The sequence below is a fragment of the Bradyrhizobium sp. Leo78 genome, from assembly GCF_059512425.1.
In genome coordinates this window covers 1-18,351 of record NZ_JCAMOT010000010.1, presented here as the reverse complement: position 1 = coordinate 18,351, position 18,351 = coordinate 1, and the positions used below count along the sequence as shown (strand labels likewise).

The window sequence follows — 18,351 nt, the reverse complement described above, 5'->3', positions numbered from 1 at the left end:
TCGGACCTAGGAATGGGGTGAAGAAGACCGGCTGCCTACCGCAGCGCCTTGGAAGAATAGACACAGGGAGGATCGAATGCTGCTTCGCGGCAAGACAGCCATTATTACAGGTGCGGCTTCGCCGCGCGGAATTGGCCTCGCGACCGCCAGACGGTTTGCCGAAGAAGGCGCTCGCGTCGGTATCCTCGATCTCGATGGCCCCGCCGCGCAAGCCGCCGCAAAAGATCTGGGCGACGCTCATATTGGAGTGGCTTGCAACGTCGCCGACCAGGCCGCTTGCCTGAAAGCGGTCGAAACCGTCGCCAGCGTCTTCGGTCAGATCGACGTCTTGATCAACAACGCTGGTATTACCCAGCCGGTGAAGTTCCTCGACATCAAGCCGGGCGACTGGGACCGGATTCAGGACGTCAATCTCAAGGGCATACTGTTCCTGTCTCAGGCGGTGATTCCGCACATGCAGAAGCGCAAGTCCGGATCCATTGCGTGCATGTCGTCCGTATCAGCCCAGCGCGGTGGCGGCATTTTCGGTGGACCGCACTACTCGGCAGCAAAGGCGGGCGTCCTTGGGCTTGCCAAGGCGATGGCGCGGGAATTTGGCGCCGATGGAATTCGCGTCAACTGCGTCACGCCGGGATTGATCGGCACCGACATCACGTCCGGCAAGCTCACTGACGAAATGAGGGCGAAGATTCTGGAAGGCATTCCGCTGGGAAGGCTCGGGGAAGCGAAGGATGTTGCGGGAATCTACACATTCCTCGCTTCGGACCTTTCCGCCTACGTCACCGGCGCGGTGATCGACGTCAACGGCGGGATGCTCATTCACTGAGAGAAGCGATGGAGAGAAGGATGTCCACGAATACGTTTGTTAACACGCCGACCCTTGCACAGCGTGCGCGCAACATTCGCCGTAACGCCCTGCTCATGGGCGAAGTGCAAGGCCAAGGCTACATCGCGCAGGCTCTCGACATCTCCGATGTGCTAGCGGTCGCATACTTTCACGCGATGCGCTACCGGCCCGAGGAGCCCACCTGGGAAGATCGTGACCGTTTCCTTCTTTCCAACGGCCACTACGCCATCGCCCTATATGCCGCACTGATCGAGGCCGGCATTATCCCGGAAGCCGAACTGGAGACGTACGGCTTCGACGAAAGCCGTCTTCCAATGTCTGGCATGGCCTCCTACACGCCCGGCATGGAAATGTCCGGCGGGTCACTGGGGCTCGGATTAAGTATCGCGGTCGGCATGGGTCTCGGCTTGAAGCGAAAGGGCTCCAAAAGTCGCGTCTTCACACTGTTCTCCGACGGAGAACTCGACGAGGGTTCGAAGTGGGAAGCGATGATGTCGGCAGCACACCACAAGCTCGACAATCTGATCGCGATCATCGACGTTAACAATCAGCAGGCCGATGGCCCCTCAAAGCAGATGCTGGGATTCGAGCCGTTGGTCGACAAGCTCGAAGCCTTTGGCTGGTTCGTAGGCCGGGTCGACGGCAATGACCTCGACGCCGTCGTGGCGGCCTTTGACGCAGCGAGTTCGCACCCCGAACCGCAACCGCGCGTGATCGTCGCCGACACCCTCATGGGAAAGGGCGTTCCTTTCCTGGAGCAGCGCGAAAAGAACCATTTCATCCGGATTGAGCCGCACGAATGGCAGCTCGCCCTGGCAGAACTCGATGCGGGAGACAGGTCATGAAATCGGCAGCCCCAGCTAGCCCCGGGAAACCGCGGCTCACTACCTCTGCAATGATCGCGTCGATCGCGGCCGAAGGCCAACGGACCAAACCTGCGCCGTTTGGCCACGCGCTCGTCGAACTGGCACGGAGCCGGCCGGAGGTCGTCGGGCTCACGGCCGATCTCGGCAAGTACACGGACCTGCATATCTTCGCGAAGCAGTTTCCGGATCGCTACTATCAGATGGGCATGGCCGAGCAACTGCTGTTCGGCGCCGCCTCTGGATTGGCGGCCGAAGGCTTCATGCCCTTTGCGACGACCTATGCGGTGTTCGCGTCGCGACGCGCCTACGACTTTATTCATCAGACGATTGCGGAAGAGGACCGCAACGTGAAGATCGCTTGCGCCTTGCCCGGCCTCACTTCCGGTTACGGCCCAAGCCACCAGGCGGCGGAAGACCTCGCCCTCTTCCGCGCGATACCGAACATGACGGTGATCGATCCTTGCGACGCTCATGAGATCGAGCAAATCGTTCCGGCCATCGCCGCTCATCGGGGACCGGTGTACATGCGACTGCTGCGCGGCCAGGTGCCGCTTGTGCTCGACGAATACAACTACCGCTTCGAGCTCGGCAAGGCGTCGCTAATCCGCGACGGGCGGGAAGTCCTGATCATCTCTTCGGGCATCATGACCATGCGCGCGCTGGAAGCCGCCAAAGCGCTTGCTGACGACAAAGTCGATGCTGCCGTGCTGCATGTTCCGACCATCAAGCCGCTCGATGAGCAAGCGATCCTGCGCGAGGCCGGCAAGCCCGGTCGCCTCGTTGTCGTCGCCGAGAATCATACCACCATCGGCGGCCTCGGGGAGGCGGTTGCGGCTCTGCTGATGCGTTCGGGAGTCCATCCTGCCTTCCGTCAGGTCGCGCTACCCGACGAGTTTCTTGCCGCAGGGGCGCTCCCCACGCTGCACGATCGCTACGGAATTTCCACTGCCGAAGTCTCGCGGCAGATCAAGGAGTGGCTGCGCTAAGCGCGCATCGTCCCTTCGTCACGTTCGACTGCGAAAAAACATCGGCTGCGCGGCCCCACCGCGCAGAAGGATGGCTGCTACCCGAACCCGGCGTCCGAGAGCCGGTCGAAGCTGCAATCATGTCCCGCTACCGGTGAATAGACCACTTCGCACTAACAAGGAGGAACCTATGACCCAACGTAAACCGATCGCCATCAGTCGTCGCAAATTACTCTTGGCCGGCGCGGCCGTCCCGTTCTGCGCCATCCTCACACGACCCGCTGCGGCGGCAGAATTCACATACAAGCTTGCGACCGGGCAGGACCCGACGCATCCCGTAAACGTTCGCGCCAAAGAAGCGGCCGATCGCATCAAGGAGGCGACCGGCGGACGTCTCGAGATCAACGTTTTCCCCGCCAATCAACTCGGCTCGGATACCGATCTCTTGACACAAGTTCGCAACGGAAGTGTCGAATTCTTCAACCTCTCCTCTCTGATCTTGGCCACGCTCGTACCGGCCGCCGGCACCGTCAACCTGGGCTTCCTATTTCCCAACTATGATGCGGTGTGGAAGGCCATGGATGGCGAACTCGGCGCCTATATCCGCGCGCAGATTGCAAAGACGCCGATCATGGCGGTGTCAAAGCCGTGGGACAACGGCTTCCGGCACATTACGTCCTCCGGGCGCGAGATCAAGAAGCCGGAGGATCTCAAGGGCTTCAAGCTGAGGGTCCCTGCTGCTCCGAATTTGACTTCGCTGTTTCTAGCTCTTGGCGCGGGTCCGGCACCGATCAACTTCAACGAAGTCTATTCCGCGCTGCAGACCAAGGTCGTTGATGGTCAGGAAAATCCGCTTCCGATCATCGCGACGGCGCGCTTGTATGAGGTGCAGAAGACCTGCAGCCTGACCGGGCATGTTTGGGACAACTACTGGATTCTCGGCAACAAGCGCGCCTTCGAGAAGCTTCCGAAAGACGTGCAAGAGATCGTGACGCGCGAGTTCGATCGCTCTGCGAATGATGAACGGGCGGATATCGCGAAGCTCAGCGAGTCCCTACGCAACGATTTGACCGCAAAGGGCATGCAATTCCTCGAGGTCGACCGATCGGTCTTCCGCCAGGCGCTGGCGAAGACGAGCTTCTATGCCGACTGGAAAGCCAAATTCGGTGAAGAAGCATGGGCGCAGCTCGAGAAAGCCGCCGGTAAGCTGGGTTGAGCGCCATGGAACACGGACACATAGAAGGGGCGGTTCTTGCCCTTCCCGAACCGGCCTCCGGATGGCGAAAGATTGTCGTGAGCGTGAACCGCGCGCTCAAGCCTGTCGTCGCCGTCCCTGCCGCACTGCTCATCGTTGCCGAGGTGATCGTCCTCTCTGTCGGCATCATTTCCCGCTACGTGCTCCAGGCGCCGATTGTCTGGTCGGACGAACTTGCTGGCATTCTGTTCCTATGGCTCGCGATGCTGGGATCAGTTATCGCTTTCCAACGAGCCGAACATATGCGGATGACGGCGGTCATCGGCATGATCCGCCCTGAAGCCAGGTTGTTCCTCGATGTTTTCGCGACAGCCGCATCGTTGGCATTCCTGCTTTTGGTCATTCAACCGGCGTACGAGTTCGCGGCCGACGAAGTCTATGTCACCACTCCTGCACTGGGCATCGTCAACACCTGGCGGGCCGCCGCGCTTCCGGTCGGAATTGGCCTGATGCTGATCGTCGCAAGCCTAAGGCTGGCGGCCACGGCCAATCTCAAGCACCTCGTTGGGGCTGTCGTCGCGGTGGGATCGCTGGTCGCAGTTCTGGCGCTACTAGCGCCGGTGCTGAAACCGCTCGGCAATCTCAACTTGCTGATCTTCTTTGTATTCATCGTCGGGGCGATGGTTTTTGCGGCGGTGCCGATCGCCTTCGCGTTCGGCCTGGCAACCATCGGCTATATCACGCTGACCACCAGCACGCCCGACGTGGTTGTCATCGGCCGCATGGACGAAGGCATGAGCCATCTCATCCTTCTTGCGGTACCCCTGTTTGTATTTCTCGGTCTGTTAATCGAAATGACAGGCATGGCACGCGCCATGGTCGGGTTCCTTGCCAGCCTGCTCGGCCACGTCCGGGGCGGCCTCCAGTATGTGTTGGTCGGTGCGATGTACTTGGTCTCAGGCATTTCAGGATCCAAGGCGGCCGACATGGCGGCGGTAGCGCCCGTGCTTTTCCCTGAAATGACCAAGCGCGGCGCAAAGCGCGGCGACCTCGTCGCACTGTTGGCGGCTACCGGCGCCCAGACCGAGACGATCCCTCCCTCCTTGGTGCTGATCACGATCGGATCGGTGACCGGCGTGTCAATCGCCGCGCTGTTCACCGGTGGGTTATTGCCAGCCATCGTGCTCGCGATCGGGCTGTGCGCGGTCGTGTGGTGGCGATACCGTCGGCAGGACTTATCCCACGTCAAGCGAGCGACGGGCCGAGAAGTTGGTCGTGCGTTTCTGATTGCTATTCCCGCTATTGCCCTTCCCTTTGTGATCCGCGCCGCGGTTATCGAAGGGGTCGCGACTGCGACCGAGGTTTCGACAATCGGCATCGTCTATTCCATATTGGCTGGGCTTCTCATCTATCGCCAGTTTGACTGGCGTCGCCTCTATCCGATGCTGGTTGAGACCGCGGCTCTCTCCGGCGCAATCCTCTTCATCATCGGTGCGGCGACGGGAATGGCCTGGGCTTTGACCCAGTCGGGCTTCTCGGCATGGCTTGCGAAGTTCATGACCTCCTTGCCCGGTGGTGCGCCGGCATTTCTGATCGTCACCATCATCGCGTTCGTCATCCTCGGGAGTGTACTCGAAGGTATTCCTGCCATCGTGCTCTTTGGACCACTGCTCTTCCCCATTGCTCGTCAAGTGGGCGTCCATGAGGTCCACTATGCGATGGTCGTCGTTCTCGCGATGGGAATCGGTCTTTTTGCCCCGCCCTTCGGCGTTGGCTATTACGCAGCCTGCGCGATCAGTCGAATTCATCCCGACGAAGGCATGGGTCCGATCGTCGCGTACATACTGGCCTTACTCCTCGGCACACTTCTAGTGGCTGTAGTGCCCTGGATTTCTATCGGGTTTTTGTAAGCCCGTTGGTGGGAGGTGCGGAGATCGTTCGCACCTCTCGTTCACCGCTTAGACAGTTTTAGATGTCTGCATTATGCACTTCGAGACCGTTGCCTTGAACCACCCGCTAAGCAAAGCTCTAGAATGCCCTGCGTGTGCAACGGCGTGATATCGCGTGCAACACCGTCCAAATCGTAGTCCGGCGTACAAACTCGCATAAATGGCGGAGAGAGTGGGATTCGAACCCACGGTACGGTTTCCCGCACACACGCTTTCCAAGCGTGCGCCTTAAGCCACTCGGCCATCTCTCCGGAAGCGCCCTCTCTTGAAGGGATAGGGCGGATTTTGCAAGGGAGAGAGCAGGTGGAAGCTGAAATTTCCTTAAGTTTTTGGAACAGCTTGGGTTTTTGGCGGGGCTGCCGGTCGGGATCGGGGCGCGGGTTCGGCCTGTTGAACCCGAATCCGCCCAGCACCGACGACCGCAAGGCAAATCAGCGGTGGAGGGCGGCATGAAGCGGGCATTTGCGATTCTCGGCCTGGTCGTGGTGGCGGTTGTGGGCGCCGGTCCGGCGCTGGCGCAAAGCTGCACCAAGGCGGGGACGGATGTGAGCTGCGACGACGGACGGTGGCGACACCATCATCTGGAGCGACGGCACGCGCTCGAGCCTGACCTCGCCGCATCCGAGCGTGATCGTCGGCAACCGGTCCTCGGTCAGGGTCGGGCAAGGCGTGTTCGTCGGCAAGGGCAACGGCGTTGTGCCGATGGAGAATCCAAGCGACCCGCGGCGGGCGCGCTGCCCGGTGCTCGATGGCGTGCCGTATTGTTATTGATCTGTCCGCGTTTGCGCTGACGCGCCCACGGGTGCCCTACTTTCCGTCATTGCGAGCGGAGCGAAGCAATCCATGTCTCCACAAGCGGCGCGATGGATTGCTTCGCTGCGCTCGCAATGACGATGTGGCGACTTTCGGTGCGACAAATCAACCCGACGGGCAAATCACCGAAAGTCTGTCCAGCCCTCGCGCAAAAAACATTCCGCTTCCGTCGTCGGGCAAATCAGTGATTTAACTCCGCGCGTCTCACCCGAATGAGGGGCGGATCGCGATCGTCACGAACGTTGCGGTGAGATGCGGTGGACGGGAGTGTCACGACTGACGAGCGTGGCACTCGCGGACGGCGAAGTCGTATGGTCCTGGCGCCCCGACGCTGGCGCTAAGTTTTTCGCGCGAACAGTTCGCGCGAGAGGCGACGGTGGCAAGAAAGCCCGGTCACCGGGGAGAGTACGAAGGAAGCCGTAACACCATCGCGCAGGGAAAGCCGGAATGCTTCGGTTGAACCTGTGGTCCTACCCCCGTGCTTTTTGTTGCACGGGACCCATGGGTGCAACCGGCACCCGGCTTTCCCTGCGCCCTCTGCTATCGAGGAGGGTGGAACGAGACGCAAAGCTCGGGTGCAACGCGCCGCGAGAATGCACGCTCATATCCTCACGTTGTTTGAAATTTGAATCATAACTCGCGGCGATGCCGAAGGGTGGGCAAAGCGACTTGTCCGCCGTAGCTCGTAGAGCGAAGGCGGAAGCGTGCCCACCCTCACGAGCGGAGTGGTCATGGTGGGCACGGCACTGATGCGCCTTTGCCCACCCTACGGCTCCGCAACCGCTTGCTCGCGCCACAACACCTGCCTGTGGTTACGGGTCCCGGCTTCCGCCGGGACCGACGGAGATGTGCCAAGAAGAGCGGCTAATGAATGCGGGCGCTGCGATAGGGCCAGTGCGTGGCTTCGGCCAGTGGCGGCGCGCGCTCGGGCTTTTCGTCGGCGCCGGTGTCCTGCAGCGCCTCGACGAAATTGGCGAACCATTGCTGGATGGTGCCCGTGCAGATCTTCTCCATCATCGCTTCCCAGCGCAGCCGCCGTTCGGCGAGCGGCATCGACAGCGCGGTGGCGATGGTGCGCGCCATGCCGTCGACGTCGTGCGGGTTGACGATGAGGGCGGCCTCGAGTTCGTTGGCGGCGCCGGCGAATTTCGACAGCACCAGCACGCCGGGATCGGCCGGGTTCTGGGCGGCGACATATTCCTTGGCGACGAGGTTCATGCCGTCTTGCAGCGGCGTCACCACGCCGACCTGCGCCGTGCGGTAGAGGCCGGCCAGCACCGCCTGGCTGAATCCCTTGTTGAGGTAGCGGATCGGCGTCCAGTCGACCTCGCCATGGATGCCGTTGACGTCGGTGACGAGCTTTGCCACCTCGCTCTGCAGATTGCCGTAGGCCTCGATGCCGCCGCGCGAAGGAGTCGCGATCTGCAGCAGCGAGATCGTGCGCTTCAGCGAGGGATGCATCGTCCACATCCGGTCGAAGGCCTTGATGCGGTTGATCAGGCCCTTCGAATAGTCGAGCCGGTCGACGCCGATCGCCAGCCGCTCGCCGTTGAGACTGCGTCGCAAGCGCGAGACGTCGGGATGGGTCGTCGCCTTGGTCGCCTGCTGCGCGAATTTCTCCGGATCGATGCCGATCGGGAAGACGGCGGCGCGGCTGCGTCCATAGCGCGAGGTCACGCTGCCATCGCGCACCACGAGGCCGAGATCGGCTTCGACATAGCCGAGGAAATTCTCGCAATCCTCCTCGGTCTGGAAGCCGATAAGATCATAGGCAAGCATCGCCTCGATCAGCTCGCGATGATGCGGCACGCCCTCGATCACCGCGCGCGCCGGCCACGGCGTGTGCAGGAAGAAGCCGATCGGCTTGTCGATGCCGAGATCGCGCAGCTCCGCGCCGAGCGCGAGGAAATGGTAGTCCTGAATCCAGAACACCGAATCGTCCTTGCGGAAGCGCAGCAGAGCGCGCGCCATGAAGGCGTTCACCTCGCGATAGCTGGCATAATCCTCCTCCGAGGCGCGGATCAGGTCGGCGCGCGAATGCAGCGCCGGCCACAGCGCGGAGTTGGCAAAGCCTTCGTAGTAACCGCCGTAATGCGCGGCCGGGAGATCGAGCATCGCCAGCGCACCGGCGCCGAGCGCTTCCACCTCCGCGAAAGGTTCCTTCTGGTTCCCATCGCGGACACGGCCGCTGGAGCCGACCCAGATCGCGCCCGACTTCTCGACGACAGGCAAAAGAGCGGCGGCGAGGCCGCCGGTCATGGGTTCATTGGGTTTTCCACGCGCTACGCGGTTCGACACGACAACGAGGTTCAAATGGTCCCCTCCCGTTGGGCATTCGCGTATTAACAACCATTCATCAATATGGTTCCTGGCCACGCTTTCTCCGAATTGAAACCAAATTCAGGCAGGCCCGCATGGAACCGGGGCGTCAACTCACAAAAAGAAAATTTTTGCGAGCAGGCGGCCGCCCACAGAAGGAACTGCGGTTATTCCGCGCCAATTTGCGGTTGAGGTTTCGGCTAAGGCGCGGCGATTTCGCGCTCGTCGTCGAGCAGATGCGCAAGGAATTCGCGCACGTCGCTCGGCGCATCGAAATGACCGGCCACTCCCTTGGCACGGCGGCCGACCGAGAAAGCGAGCCCTTCGAGCTCGGGCATGATCGCAAATACCGTCTCGTCCGTGACGTCATCGCCGATGAAGAACGGCTTGCGGCCCTTGAACGGCGGATGCTTCATCAATTCGCGCACGCCGGTGGCCTTGGTGAAGCCCGCGAGCTTGATTTCGCAGACCTGCTTGCCCGGCAGCACCTCGATCGGCGCATCGGGCAGATCGGCGCGGATCAGCGACACCGCCTCATAGATCGCCCTCTCGGCATGCGGCGCAAGGCGATAGTGCAACGCGAGCGAATAGCCCTTGTCCTCAAGCAGAATGCCCGGGCTCAATCTGGCGATGGCGGCCAGACGGCGCTTCAGCTCCTTGTCGAGCTGCAGCGCGGGGCCTGCATCTCCATCGCCCTGCGGATCGAGCCGCATCTCCGCGCCATGACCGCCGACCGCAGGAAAGACATCGGGGGCAAAAATCAGGTCAAGATCGTTCACCGAACGGCCGCTGACCAGCGCCAGCGCACCGTTGGTGCGCTCGAGCAGGCGATGAAGCGTTTTCGCCAACCCGGGCGGCACCCAGACCTCGCGCGGCGTCGGCGCGAAGTCGAGCAAGGTGCCGTCGACGTCGAGCAGGACAGCGGTCTCGCTCAGATGCCCGACCAACGCGCTCGGCACCGGCACGGTTTCCGGCGATGCTTCGTCTTCCGGCGAAAAGTCTTCGTCCAGCGGCATGTCAGCCAGTTCCTCAGTCATGTCATTCTACTCCACAACAGCAAGTGGCCGCGCGACAGATTCGAGCGATTTTCGCTCGGCGGCGACGGCGTAGCGCCACGCGACCAAGGCCGCGACGATCATGAGCGCCGACCCCAGGAGGTAGCCGGCAAAGACGGAATTGCGCGATCCGGTATCGATCAGCGCGCCGAACAATGCAGGTCCGATCACGCCGCCGATCCCTGTGCCGATCGCGTAGAACAGCGCAATCGCGAGCGCCCGCACCTCGAGCGGGAACGTCTCGCTCACGGTGAGATAAGCGGCGCTCGCGGCGGGCGAGGCAAAGAAGAAGATCACCATCCAGGCGATCGTCTGTCCTTGCGCGCTCAACGCGCCGATCGAGAACAAATAGCCCGAGAGCGCCAGCAGCACGCCCGACACGCCGTAGGTCAGCGTGATCATGGTGCGGCGTCCCAGCGTATCGAACAGGCGACCGAGCACCAGCGGCCCCAGGAAGTTGCCGGCGGCGAACGGCAGGATGTACCAGCCGACATGGCTGGCGGGGATGCCGAAGAAGTCGGTCAGGATCAGCGCGAAGGTGAAGAAGATCGCGTTGTAGAAGAACGCCTGCGCGCTCATCAGCACGAGCCCGACCAGCGCGCGCTGGCGATAGGTAACAAGCAACGTATGCGCCACTTCACGCAGCGGCGTGTGGTCGCGCATCCGCAGCTTGATCTTCGGCAGTTCCTGCGAGTGCGCCTCGACATGGCCGGTCACGGAGCGCTCGATGTCGTCGACGATCCGATGCGCCTCGTCGGGACGGCCGTGGATCATCAGCCAGCGCGGGCTTTCCGGAATCCACATCCGCATCACGAACACGACGAGGCCAAGACAGGCGCCGGTGAAATAGGCAAGCCGCCAGCCGAGTTCGGGATTGATCACGGCGGGATCGAGCAGGACGATGGCGCTGACGGCGCCGATCGCGGCGCCAATCCAAAAGCTGCCGTTGATGACAAGATCGGTCCAGCCGCGATAGCGCGCCGGCACCAATTCCTGGATGGTCGAATTGATCGCGGTGTATTCGCCGCCGATGCCGGCACCGGTCAGGAAGCGAAACAGCGCATAGCTTGCGACATTCCACGACAGCGCGGTCGCGGCCGTGGCGCTGAGATAAACCGCGAGCGTGATGAAGAACAATTTCTTGCGGCCGATGCGGTCGGTGAGCCAGCCGAAGCCGATCGCACCCAACACGGCGCCGGCAAGATAGGCGCTGTTGGCGAACCCGACATCGAAGTTGGAGAATTGCAGCGTCGGACTCTCCTTCAGCGCCCCCGACAACGCGCCGGCGAGCGTGACCTCGAGCCCATCGAGGATCCAGGTGATCCCGAGCGCGAGCACCACGCGGGTGTGAAAGCCGCTCCAATAGAGATTGTCGAGACGCACGGGGATGGAGGTCTCGATAATGCGGTCACGATCCTGCGGCTGCGGCGCGTCAGCGTCACGGAGTGCAGAAGCAGTTGCAGGACTGGGCTGGATCGGCTGCAAATCCATCACGGAACCAACGAGAAATCACCCCGGAACGCAGCTTGCCCCAAGGTGCTCATCCCAAAAATTTGCGGCAAACAGATGCCCGCCGCCACGCACGACAACGTCCGCCAAGCCACCGGGTTCCCGCATCGCGACATAGGAACCCGGACATAACCGCAGATGTTGCTACCTGAAAAACAGGAGCTCGCAATGGCACCACGTCGCAAAACCAGCGCACGAAAAACCACGGCACGAAAAGGTGCGACAAGGACAACCACGGCGCGGCGCAAGACCGGTACGCGAAAGACCGGCACGCGCAAGACGTCATCGCGGCGCTGGTCGCAACGCGTGACGCAGCGGAGCGACGCACTCGATCTCGACCGCGGCGTGTTCAAGCAGACCAGCGCGAAGAAGATCGCCGCTTCACTGAAGCGCTCCGCCGAGCGAAGCAAGCGCCGCAAGGCCGGCGCCTACCGCTCGGCGCTATCGATGCTGACCTTCTACATCAACCGCGCCGGCAAGACGCTGCCGCAGGCGCAGCGCACGCGATTAGAACGCGCGAAGGTAGAGCTGAAGCACCAGTTCGAGAGGGAGTGAACGTGTGCCCCGTTGTCGTCCCCGCGAAGGCGGGACCCATAACCACAGGAAGCTGTTATGACGCGAGCAAGCAGTTGCAGCGGAGCACACCACAAACGCCTGTGGTTATGGGTCCCGGGTCAAGCCCGGGACGGAGCTACGCCGCGCGGATGTTCGCCATGAAGCGGTCGAGCTCGTCGCGCAGGCGCGTGCTTTCGGACGATAGCGAGCGTGCCGAGTTCAGCACCTCCTCCGACGCGGAGCCGGTCTCGGTGGCGCCCCGGTTGACGAGGGTGACGCTGGTGGCGGCTTCCTGTGTGCCCTGCGCGACATTCTGCACGCTACGGGCGATCTCCTGCGTCGCCGTGCTCTGCTGCTCGACTGCGCCGGCGATGTTGGCGGCGATCTCCGAGATCTGGCCGATGGTGCCGCCGATCTCCTTGATGGCGGCAACCGACTCTTGCGTCGCCGACTGCATGCCCGCGATGTGACTGGAAATCTCCTCGGTCGCCCGCGCGGTCTGGCTGGCGAGCGATTTCACCTCGGAGGCGACCACCGCGAAGCCGCGGCCGGCATCGCCGGCGCGTGCGGCTTCGATCGTCGCGTTCAGCGCCAAGAGGTTGGTCTGCTCGGCGATCGCGGTGATCAGCTTGACCACGTCGCCGATCTGTTGCGCCGCGAGCGAGAGCTTCCCGATGCGGGCGTCGGTCTGCTCGGCCTGACGCACCGCAGCATCGGCGATCCGGCTGGACTCCTTCACGCGGCGTCCGATCTCGTCCACGGAAGCCGACAATTCTTCAGTAGCGGAAGCCACCGACTGCATGTTGCTGGACGCCTCCTCGGAGGCACCCGCTACCTGGCTTGAGAGGTTCTGCGTGGTCTCAGCGGTCCGCGTCAACGTGCCCGCCGCGGTCTCGAGCTGCACCGCCGAGGCCGAGACATTGGCGACGATCGAGCCGACCGCCGTCTCGAACTCGTCGGCGAAGCGGATCAATTCAGTGCGGCGTGCCGCGGCGCTCGCCTTGTTCTGCGCCTCCTGGCTTGCGGCGTCGCGCTCGGCCTTGGCGATCGCCTGGAGCTTGAATTCCTCCACCGCGCCGGCCATCTCGCCGACTTCGTCCTTGCGGCCGAGCCCCGGCAGCACGACGTCGAAATTGCCGGCCGCAAGCTCGCGCATTGCGGCGCACATCGCCCGGATCGGGCGCGAAATGCCGGTTCCGAGCAGAAAGGCGAGAACGGCGCCGAACACGAAGCCGCCGGCGGCGAGCATCAGAATGAACCGCTCGGTCGCGCCGATCGCGGCGTCCGACTCGGTTTCCATGCGCTTCTGGTCGGCGAGCAGGTCCGATTTCATCACGCCGGAGCCCTGATTGATGGCGGCCGCGGATTCCGTCATCTCGAGGGTCAGCTCGTCGATCGATTTCGCGTTCTCGATCAGCTTCGAGAGCGCCTCCCGATACTCATCGAGCATCTTCGTCAGCTCTTTGAGCGCAGCGACGACCTTCTCGTCGGTCGAAGAGACCGCCTTCAGCGAGTTCTCGACGAATTTCAGCCGAGCCAGCCCGCTGGTTGCGGTGATTTTGTCGGAATTGACCACGAAGGTATTGACGAGCGCGCTCGCCTGCTGGAATTGCGAGCCGACCTGCTTGGCGCCCATCTCGACGGCGGACAGGCCGGCTTCGGCCGCGTTGGAGGCGAGATCGTCGAGCTTGTAGCGCAGCGAGTTACCGCCGCGGGCGAGCTGATTCTGCGCGAGCAGCCCGCTCTCTTCCTTGACCTTCAGGATTTCGGCAAAGATCTTGGTGAAGGCGCGGAACTCGCGCTCGAGTTTCGTCACCTGCTCGACCCGCGCAGGGTCGGTGGTACCTTTCATTGCCTGGAGGATGGCCTCTTTGAGGCTGGCCTCAGCCGCGAGCGCCGCCTTGCCGTCCTCCTCCTTGCCGGTCGCCACATAGTAGCGCGCCAGCGAACGGTAGGAGATCAGCTCGCGGTCGATATTGCGCGCCAGATCGGCCTCCCGGACGCTCGCGCGGTAGGCGGCGACGCCTGCGGCGATACGCTCAAAGCCGAGATAGGCAAAGCCCATGCTGGCGGCGGTAATCGCCAGCACAGCGGCAAAGCCCAGGATGATTTTCGCACGAAATCGAAGGGTCGGCACTCGCGACCCCACACGCCCCAGTAGTCCCACCCCAACCCCCGTCTTCATTCTGAAAACAAGTGGTGTCCGGGAATCGTTGCCCGGACCCGACGCGCAAAGCTAAGGCAGAATCGATAAGAGCTAGTAAATTCAGCAGACATTTCGGAGAGGTTGTGGAGTACCCCGCCGGGAGGCGCAGCTCCTCGTCCTCGCCCGATGTCATGGCCGTGACAAAGGTAGGCAAAATCCTAGTTGCCAAGTTCCTCGCCGCTGTTTCTAATTGGAATAATTAAAAGCATCCGGAGGAACGACGCGTGTCTACAGTCAAGCTGACGGTGAACGGCAAAGCGGTATCCGTCGACGTCGAGGACCGAACCCTCCTCGTCCATCTCCTGCGCGAAAACCTGAACCTGACCGGCACCCATGTCGGCTGCGATACCAGCCAGTGCGGCGCCTGTGTGGTCCATATTGACGGGCGGGCGGTGAAATCCTGCACCGTGCTGGCGGGCCAGGCGGCGGGTTCGAACGTCACCACCATCGAAGGCATCGCCAAGGGCGACGAATTGCACCCGATGCAGGCGGCATTCCGCGACAATCACGGCCTGCAGTGCGGCTACTGCACGCCGGGCATGATCATGTCGGCGATCGATATCGTGCACCGCTATGGCGGCGAGCTCGACGAGACCACCGTCCGCCACGAGCTGGAAGGCAATATCTGCCGCTGCACCGGCTACCATAACATCGTCAAGGCGGTGCTGGACGCCGCCGGGCGCATGAAGGTCGCGCAAGCGGCGGAATAGCCGCCGCCCGCCACATCTCGTCAAACGCCGCCGGGCTTCGATGGAAGCGGCGGGACATCACATCTCCGGTCGGGAGGATTCACAATGGGCATCGAAGGCATTGGCGCAAGCGTCGTCCGCAAGGAAGACCGCCGTTTCATCACAGGCAAAGGCCGTTACGTCGACGACATCAAGTTGGTGGGCATGACCTATGCCCAGTTCATCCGCAGCCCCCACGCGCATGCCAAGGTCAAGAGCATCGATTCGAGCGAGGCCCTGAAGAAGCCCGGCGTCATCGCCGTGCTCACGGGCCAAGAGCTCGTCGACGACAAAATCGGCAATCTCATTTGCGGCTGGGCCATCACGTCGAAGGACGGCTCGCCAATGAAGATGGGCGCGTGGCCGGCGATGGCGCCGGAGACCGTGCGCTTCGTCGGCCAGGCCGTCGCAGTCGTGATCGCCGAGACCAAGAACCAGGCGCGCGACGCCGCGGAAGCCGTGGTGGTCGATTATGAAGAGCTGCCGGCAGTTTCTGATATCAAGGCCGCGATCAAGCCGGGCGCGCCGCAGCTTCATCCGGAAGCCTCGGGCAATGTGGTCTATGACTGGCATCTCGGTGATGAGGCCGCGGTGAAGGACGCCTTCAGCAAGGCGGCGAATGTGGTGACGCTTGAGCTCACCAACAACCGCCTGGTGCCGAACGCGATGGAGCCGCGATCGGCGATCGCGGACTATGACGCGGCCGAAGAGCATTTCACGCTCTATACGACCTCGCAAAACCCGCATGTCGCCCGTCTCGTGCTGTCGGCCTTCTACAATATCGCGCCCGAGCACAAGCTGCGCGTGATCGCGCCCGACGTCGGCGGCGGCTTCGGCTCCAAGATCTACATATACCCCGAAGAGATGGTGGCGCTGTGGGCCTCCAAGAAAGTCGGCCGCCCGGTGAAGTGGACCGGCGACCGCACGGAAGCTTTCCTCACCGATGCGCATGGCCGCGACCATGTCTCGAAGGCCGAACTGGCGTTCGACAAGGACAACAAGATCCTCGGCCTCCGCGTGAAGACCCACGCCAATTTCGGCGCCTACATGTCGCTGTTCTCCTCGGCCGTGCCGACCTATCTCTATGCGACGCTGCTCTCGGGACAATACGTCATCCCGGCGATCTATGCGGAGGTGATCGGCGTCTATACCAACACCACGCCGGTCGATGCCTATCGCGGTGCGGGCCGTCCCGAGGCGAGCTACCTGATCGAGCGGATAATGGAAACCGCGGCGCGGCAGTTGAAGGTCGATCCGACCGAACTGCGGAAGAAGAACTTCATCACCCAGTTCCCGTACCAGACGCCTGTCATCATGACCTATGACACCGGCGACTTCCATGCCTCGATCGACGCGGCGATGAAGGCAATCGACTATGCCGGCTTCCCGGCGCGCAAGGCGAAGGCGAAAGCGGACGGCAAGCTGCGCGGCATCGGCGTGTCCTGCTATATCGAAGCCTGCGGGATTGCGCCGTCAAAGGCGGTCGGCAGCCTCGGCGCCGGCGTCGGCCTCTGGGAATCGGCGGAGGTGCGCGTCAATCCGGTCGGCACGATCGAGATCCTCACCGGCTCGCACAGCCACGGCCAGGGTCACGAGACCACGTTCTGCCAGATCATCGCGGACCGCCTCGGTGTCCCCATCAGCCAGGTCTCGATCGTCCATGGCGATACCGACAAGGTGCAGTTCGGCATGGGCACTTACGGCTCGCGCTCGATCGCGGTCGGTGGCGCGGCCATCGTGAAGGCGATGGAAAAGGTCGAGGCCAAGGCCAAGAAGATCGCCGCGCACGCCCTGGAGGCTTCCGAGAACGACATCGTGATCGAGAATGGCGAGTTCAAGGTCACCGGCACCGACAAGTCGATCGCGCTGCCGATGGTCGCGCTCGCCGCCTATACTGCACACAATCTGCCTGATGGCATGGAGCCGGGGTTGAAGGAGACGGCGTTCTACGATCCGACCAACTTCACCTTCCCGGCCGGCGCCTATATCTGCGAGCTCGAGGTCGATCCCACGACCGGCAAGACTTCATTCGTCAACTTCGTGGCGGCCGATGATTTCGGCCGGCTGATCAACCCGATGATCGTCGCGGGCCAGGTCCATGGCGGACTCGCGCAGGGAATCGGCCAGGCGCTGCTCGAAAGCGCGGTTTACGACAGCAACGGCCAGCCGGTCACGGCATCCTTCATGGACTACACCATGCCGCGCGCCGACGACCTGCCGTCGTTCCAGATCTCGCACACCACGACGCTGTGCCCGGGCAATCCGCTCGGTGTCAAAGGCTGCGGCGAGGCTGGCGCAATCGGTGCGTCTGCCGCCGTGATCAACGCGATCACGGATGCGATCGGCAGCAACAAGCTCGAAATGCCGGCGACGCCCGATCGCGTCTGGCATGCCATTCACGGTTAACGAGGAGCGTGAGCCATGTACGAGACCATTTATCATCGCGCTTCATCGGTCGACGAAGCGGCTGCCCTGTTCGCCAAAGGTGAGGAGCCGAAATATCTCGCTGGCGGTCACACGCTGATCCCCGTGATGAAGCAGCGGCTGGCCTCGCCATCTGACGTTATCGACCTCGGCAAGATCAAGGAATTGATCGGCGTGGACGCGACGGCCGACGCGCTGACGATCAAGGCGGCGACGCCGCATTGTGACGTGGCGCAGAACAGCGCGGCGCAAAAGGCGATCCCGGCAATCGCCTATCTCGCCTCGCTGATCGGCGACCCCGCGGTGCGCCATCGCGGCACGATCGGCGGCTCGCTCGCCAACAACGATCCCGCCGCGGATTACCCGGCCGGAGTGCTGGCGCTCGGCGCGACCATCAAAACCAACAAGCGCATGATCGCAGCCGATGACTTCTTCCAGGGACTGTTCTCGACCGCCCTTGAAGACGGTGAGATCATCACGGCCGTGTCGTTCCCGATTCCGGCCAAGGCGGGCTACGCCAAATTCCCGCACCCCGCCTCGCGCTTTGCGTTGACCGGCGTGTTCGTCGCCAAGACCAAGGACGGTGACGTCCGCGTCGCCGCGACCGGCGCGTCGCAAAGCGGCGTCACGCGCGTCGGCCCGATCGAAGCGGCGCTGAAGGCGAACTGGTCGGCAGCCGCGCTCGACAGCGTGCAAATTCCGTCTGCCGGATTGCTCAGCGACATCCACGGCTCCGCCGACTACCGCGCCAACCTCATCAAGGTGATGGCGCAGCGCGCGGTGACGGCGGCGGGCTGATCCGGAGCATCCTACCTCCGCCTGTGACAACGGCGCGCAGTGATGCGCGCCAACCTCATCAAGGTGATGGCGCAGCGCGCGGTGACGGCGGCGGGCTGATCCGGAGCATCCTACCTCCGCCT

Annotated in this window: 13 protein-coding genes, 1 tRNA gene and 1 pseudogene; 10 read left to right on the top strand and 5 right to left on the bottom strand. The window is 62.7% G+C overall.

Going from position 1 to position 18,351, the window contains the following annotated elements; all coding sequences use genetic code 11:
* Positions 1 to 76: 76 nt before the first annotated feature.
* The 5 genes from AC5ZG1_RS15145 (at position 77) to AC5ZG1_RS15125 (ending at position 5,783) form a co-directional block, all read left to right on the top strand.
* Positions 77 to 826 carry an SDR family NAD(P)-dependent oxidoreductase gene (locus AC5ZG1_RS15145; protein ID WP_496133344.1) on the top strand — a complete coding sequence of 250 codons (750 nt, stop codon included), beginning with the start codon at positions 77 to 79 and terminating at the stop codon, positions 824 to 826.
* A 20-nt stretch (positions 827 to 846) separates the two neighbouring features.
* Positions 847 to 1,692: a transketolase gene (locus tag AC5ZG1_RS15140; RefSeq protein ID WP_130226753.1), complete on the top strand. Its 846-nt coding sequence runs from the start codon at positions 847 to 849 to the stop codon at positions 1,690 to 1,692.
* Positions 1,689 to 2,699 carry a transketolase family protein gene (locus AC5ZG1_RS15135; RefSeq protein WP_130226743.1) on the top strand — a complete coding sequence of 337 codons (1,011 nt, stop codon included), beginning with the start codon at positions 1,689 to 1,691 and terminating at the stop codon, positions 2,697 to 2,699. Before AC5ZG1_RS15140 ends, AC5ZG1_RS15135 begins: the two co-directional genes overlap by 4 nt.
* A gap of 169 nt (positions 2,700 to 2,868) precedes the next feature.
* Positions 2,869 to 3,894 (top strand): TRAP transporter substrate-binding protein, encoded by a 1,026-nt coding sequence (locus AC5ZG1_RS15130; RefSeq protein ID WP_130226744.1) that lies wholly within the window; start codon positions 2,869 to 2,871, stop codon positions 3,892 to 3,894.
* 5 nt (positions 3,895 to 3,899) lie between these two features.
* Positions 3,900 to 5,783: a TRAP transporter large permease gene (locus tag AC5ZG1_RS15125; protein ID WP_496133343.1), complete on the top strand. Its 1,884-nt coding sequence runs from the start codon at positions 3,900 to 3,902 to the stop codon at positions 5,781 to 5,783.
* Positions 5,784 to 5,983: 200 nt separating this feature from the next.
* On the opposite strand, the gene AC5ZG1_RS15120 is transcribed toward AC5ZG1_RS15125, so the two are convergent.
* A tRNA-Ser gene (locus tag AC5ZG1_RS15120) sits at positions 5,984 to 6,073 on the bottom strand.
* A 198-nt stretch (positions 6,074 to 6,271) separates the two neighbouring features.
* Here AC5ZG1_RS15120 and AC5ZG1_RS15115 point away from each other — a divergent pair.
* Positions 6,272 to 6,593, top strand: a pseudogene (locus AC5ZG1_RS15115) (hypothetical protein).
* 906 nt (positions 6,594 to 7,499) lie between these two features.
* Here AC5ZG1_RS15115 and AC5ZG1_RS15110 read toward each other — a convergent pair.
* From AC5ZG1_RS15110 to AC5ZG1_RS15100, 3 genes are all read right to left on the bottom strand, one after another.
* Positions 7,500 to 8,948 carry a trehalose-6-phosphate synthase gene (locus tag AC5ZG1_RS15110; RefSeq protein ID WP_496133342.1) on the bottom strand — a complete coding sequence of 483 codons (1,449 nt, stop codon included), beginning with the start codon at positions 8,946 to 8,948 and terminating at the stop codon, positions 7,500 to 7,502.
* A gap of 206 nt (positions 8,949 to 9,154) precedes the next feature.
* The gene (gene otsB, locus AC5ZG1_RS15105) at positions 9,155 to 9,991 is read right to left on the bottom strand and encodes a trehalose-phosphatase (protein WP_208829282.1); all 837 of its coding nucleotides are present in this window, start codon (positions 9,989 to 9,991) and stop codon (positions 9,155 to 9,157) included.
* Between the two features lie 6 nt (positions 9,992 to 9,997).
* A complete protein-coding gene (locus AC5ZG1_RS15100; RefSeq protein WP_496133341.1) occupies positions 9,998 to 11,500 on the bottom strand; it encodes an MFS transporter in 1,503 nt (500 codons plus the stop codon).
* Between the two features lie 186 nt (positions 11,501 to 11,686).
* Between AC5ZG1_RS15100 and AC5ZG1_RS15095 the strand changes: the two genes are divergently transcribed.
* Positions 11,687 to 12,073: a DUF3175 domain-containing protein gene (locus AC5ZG1_RS15095; RefSeq protein ID WP_496133340.1), complete on the top strand. Its 387-nt coding sequence runs from the start codon at positions 11,687 to 11,689 to the stop codon at positions 12,071 to 12,073.
* Positions 12,074 to 12,209: 136 nt separating this feature from the next.
* Here AC5ZG1_RS15095 and AC5ZG1_RS15090 read toward each other — a convergent pair whose 3' ends face one another.
* Positions 12,210 to 14,258, bottom strand: coding sequence for a methyl-accepting chemotaxis protein (locus AC5ZG1_RS15090; protein WP_456644050.1), 2,049 nt, complete (start codon positions 14,256 to 14,258; stop codon positions 12,210 to 12,212).
* A 245-nt stretch (positions 14,259 to 14,503) separates the two neighbouring features.
* On the opposite strand from AC5ZG1_RS15090, the gene AC5ZG1_RS15085 reads away from it, so the two are divergent.
* The 3 genes from AC5ZG1_RS15085 (at position 14,504) to AC5ZG1_RS15075 (ending at position 18,229) form a co-directional block, all read left to right on the top strand.
* Positions 14,504 to 14,989 carry a (2Fe-2S)-binding protein gene (locus AC5ZG1_RS15085; RefSeq protein ID WP_028162342.1) on the top strand — a complete coding sequence of 162 codons (486 nt, stop codon included), beginning with the start codon at positions 14,504 to 14,506 and terminating at the stop codon, positions 14,987 to 14,989.
* Between the two features lie 84 nt (positions 14,990 to 15,073).
* Positions 15,074 to 17,413, top strand: a complete 2,340-nt coding sequence (locus AC5ZG1_RS15080) for a xanthine dehydrogenase family protein molybdopterin-binding subunit (RefSeq protein ID WP_496133339.1) — start codon at positions 15,074 to 15,076, stop codon at positions 17,411 to 17,413.
* Between the two features lie 15 nt (positions 17,414 to 17,428).
* Complete coding sequence (locus AC5ZG1_RS15075) at positions 17,429 to 18,229, top strand: FAD binding domain-containing protein (RefSeq protein WP_496133338.1); 801 nt, start codon at positions 17,429 to 17,431, stop codon at positions 18,227 to 18,229.
* Positions 18,230 to 18,351: the final 122 nt, after the last annotated feature.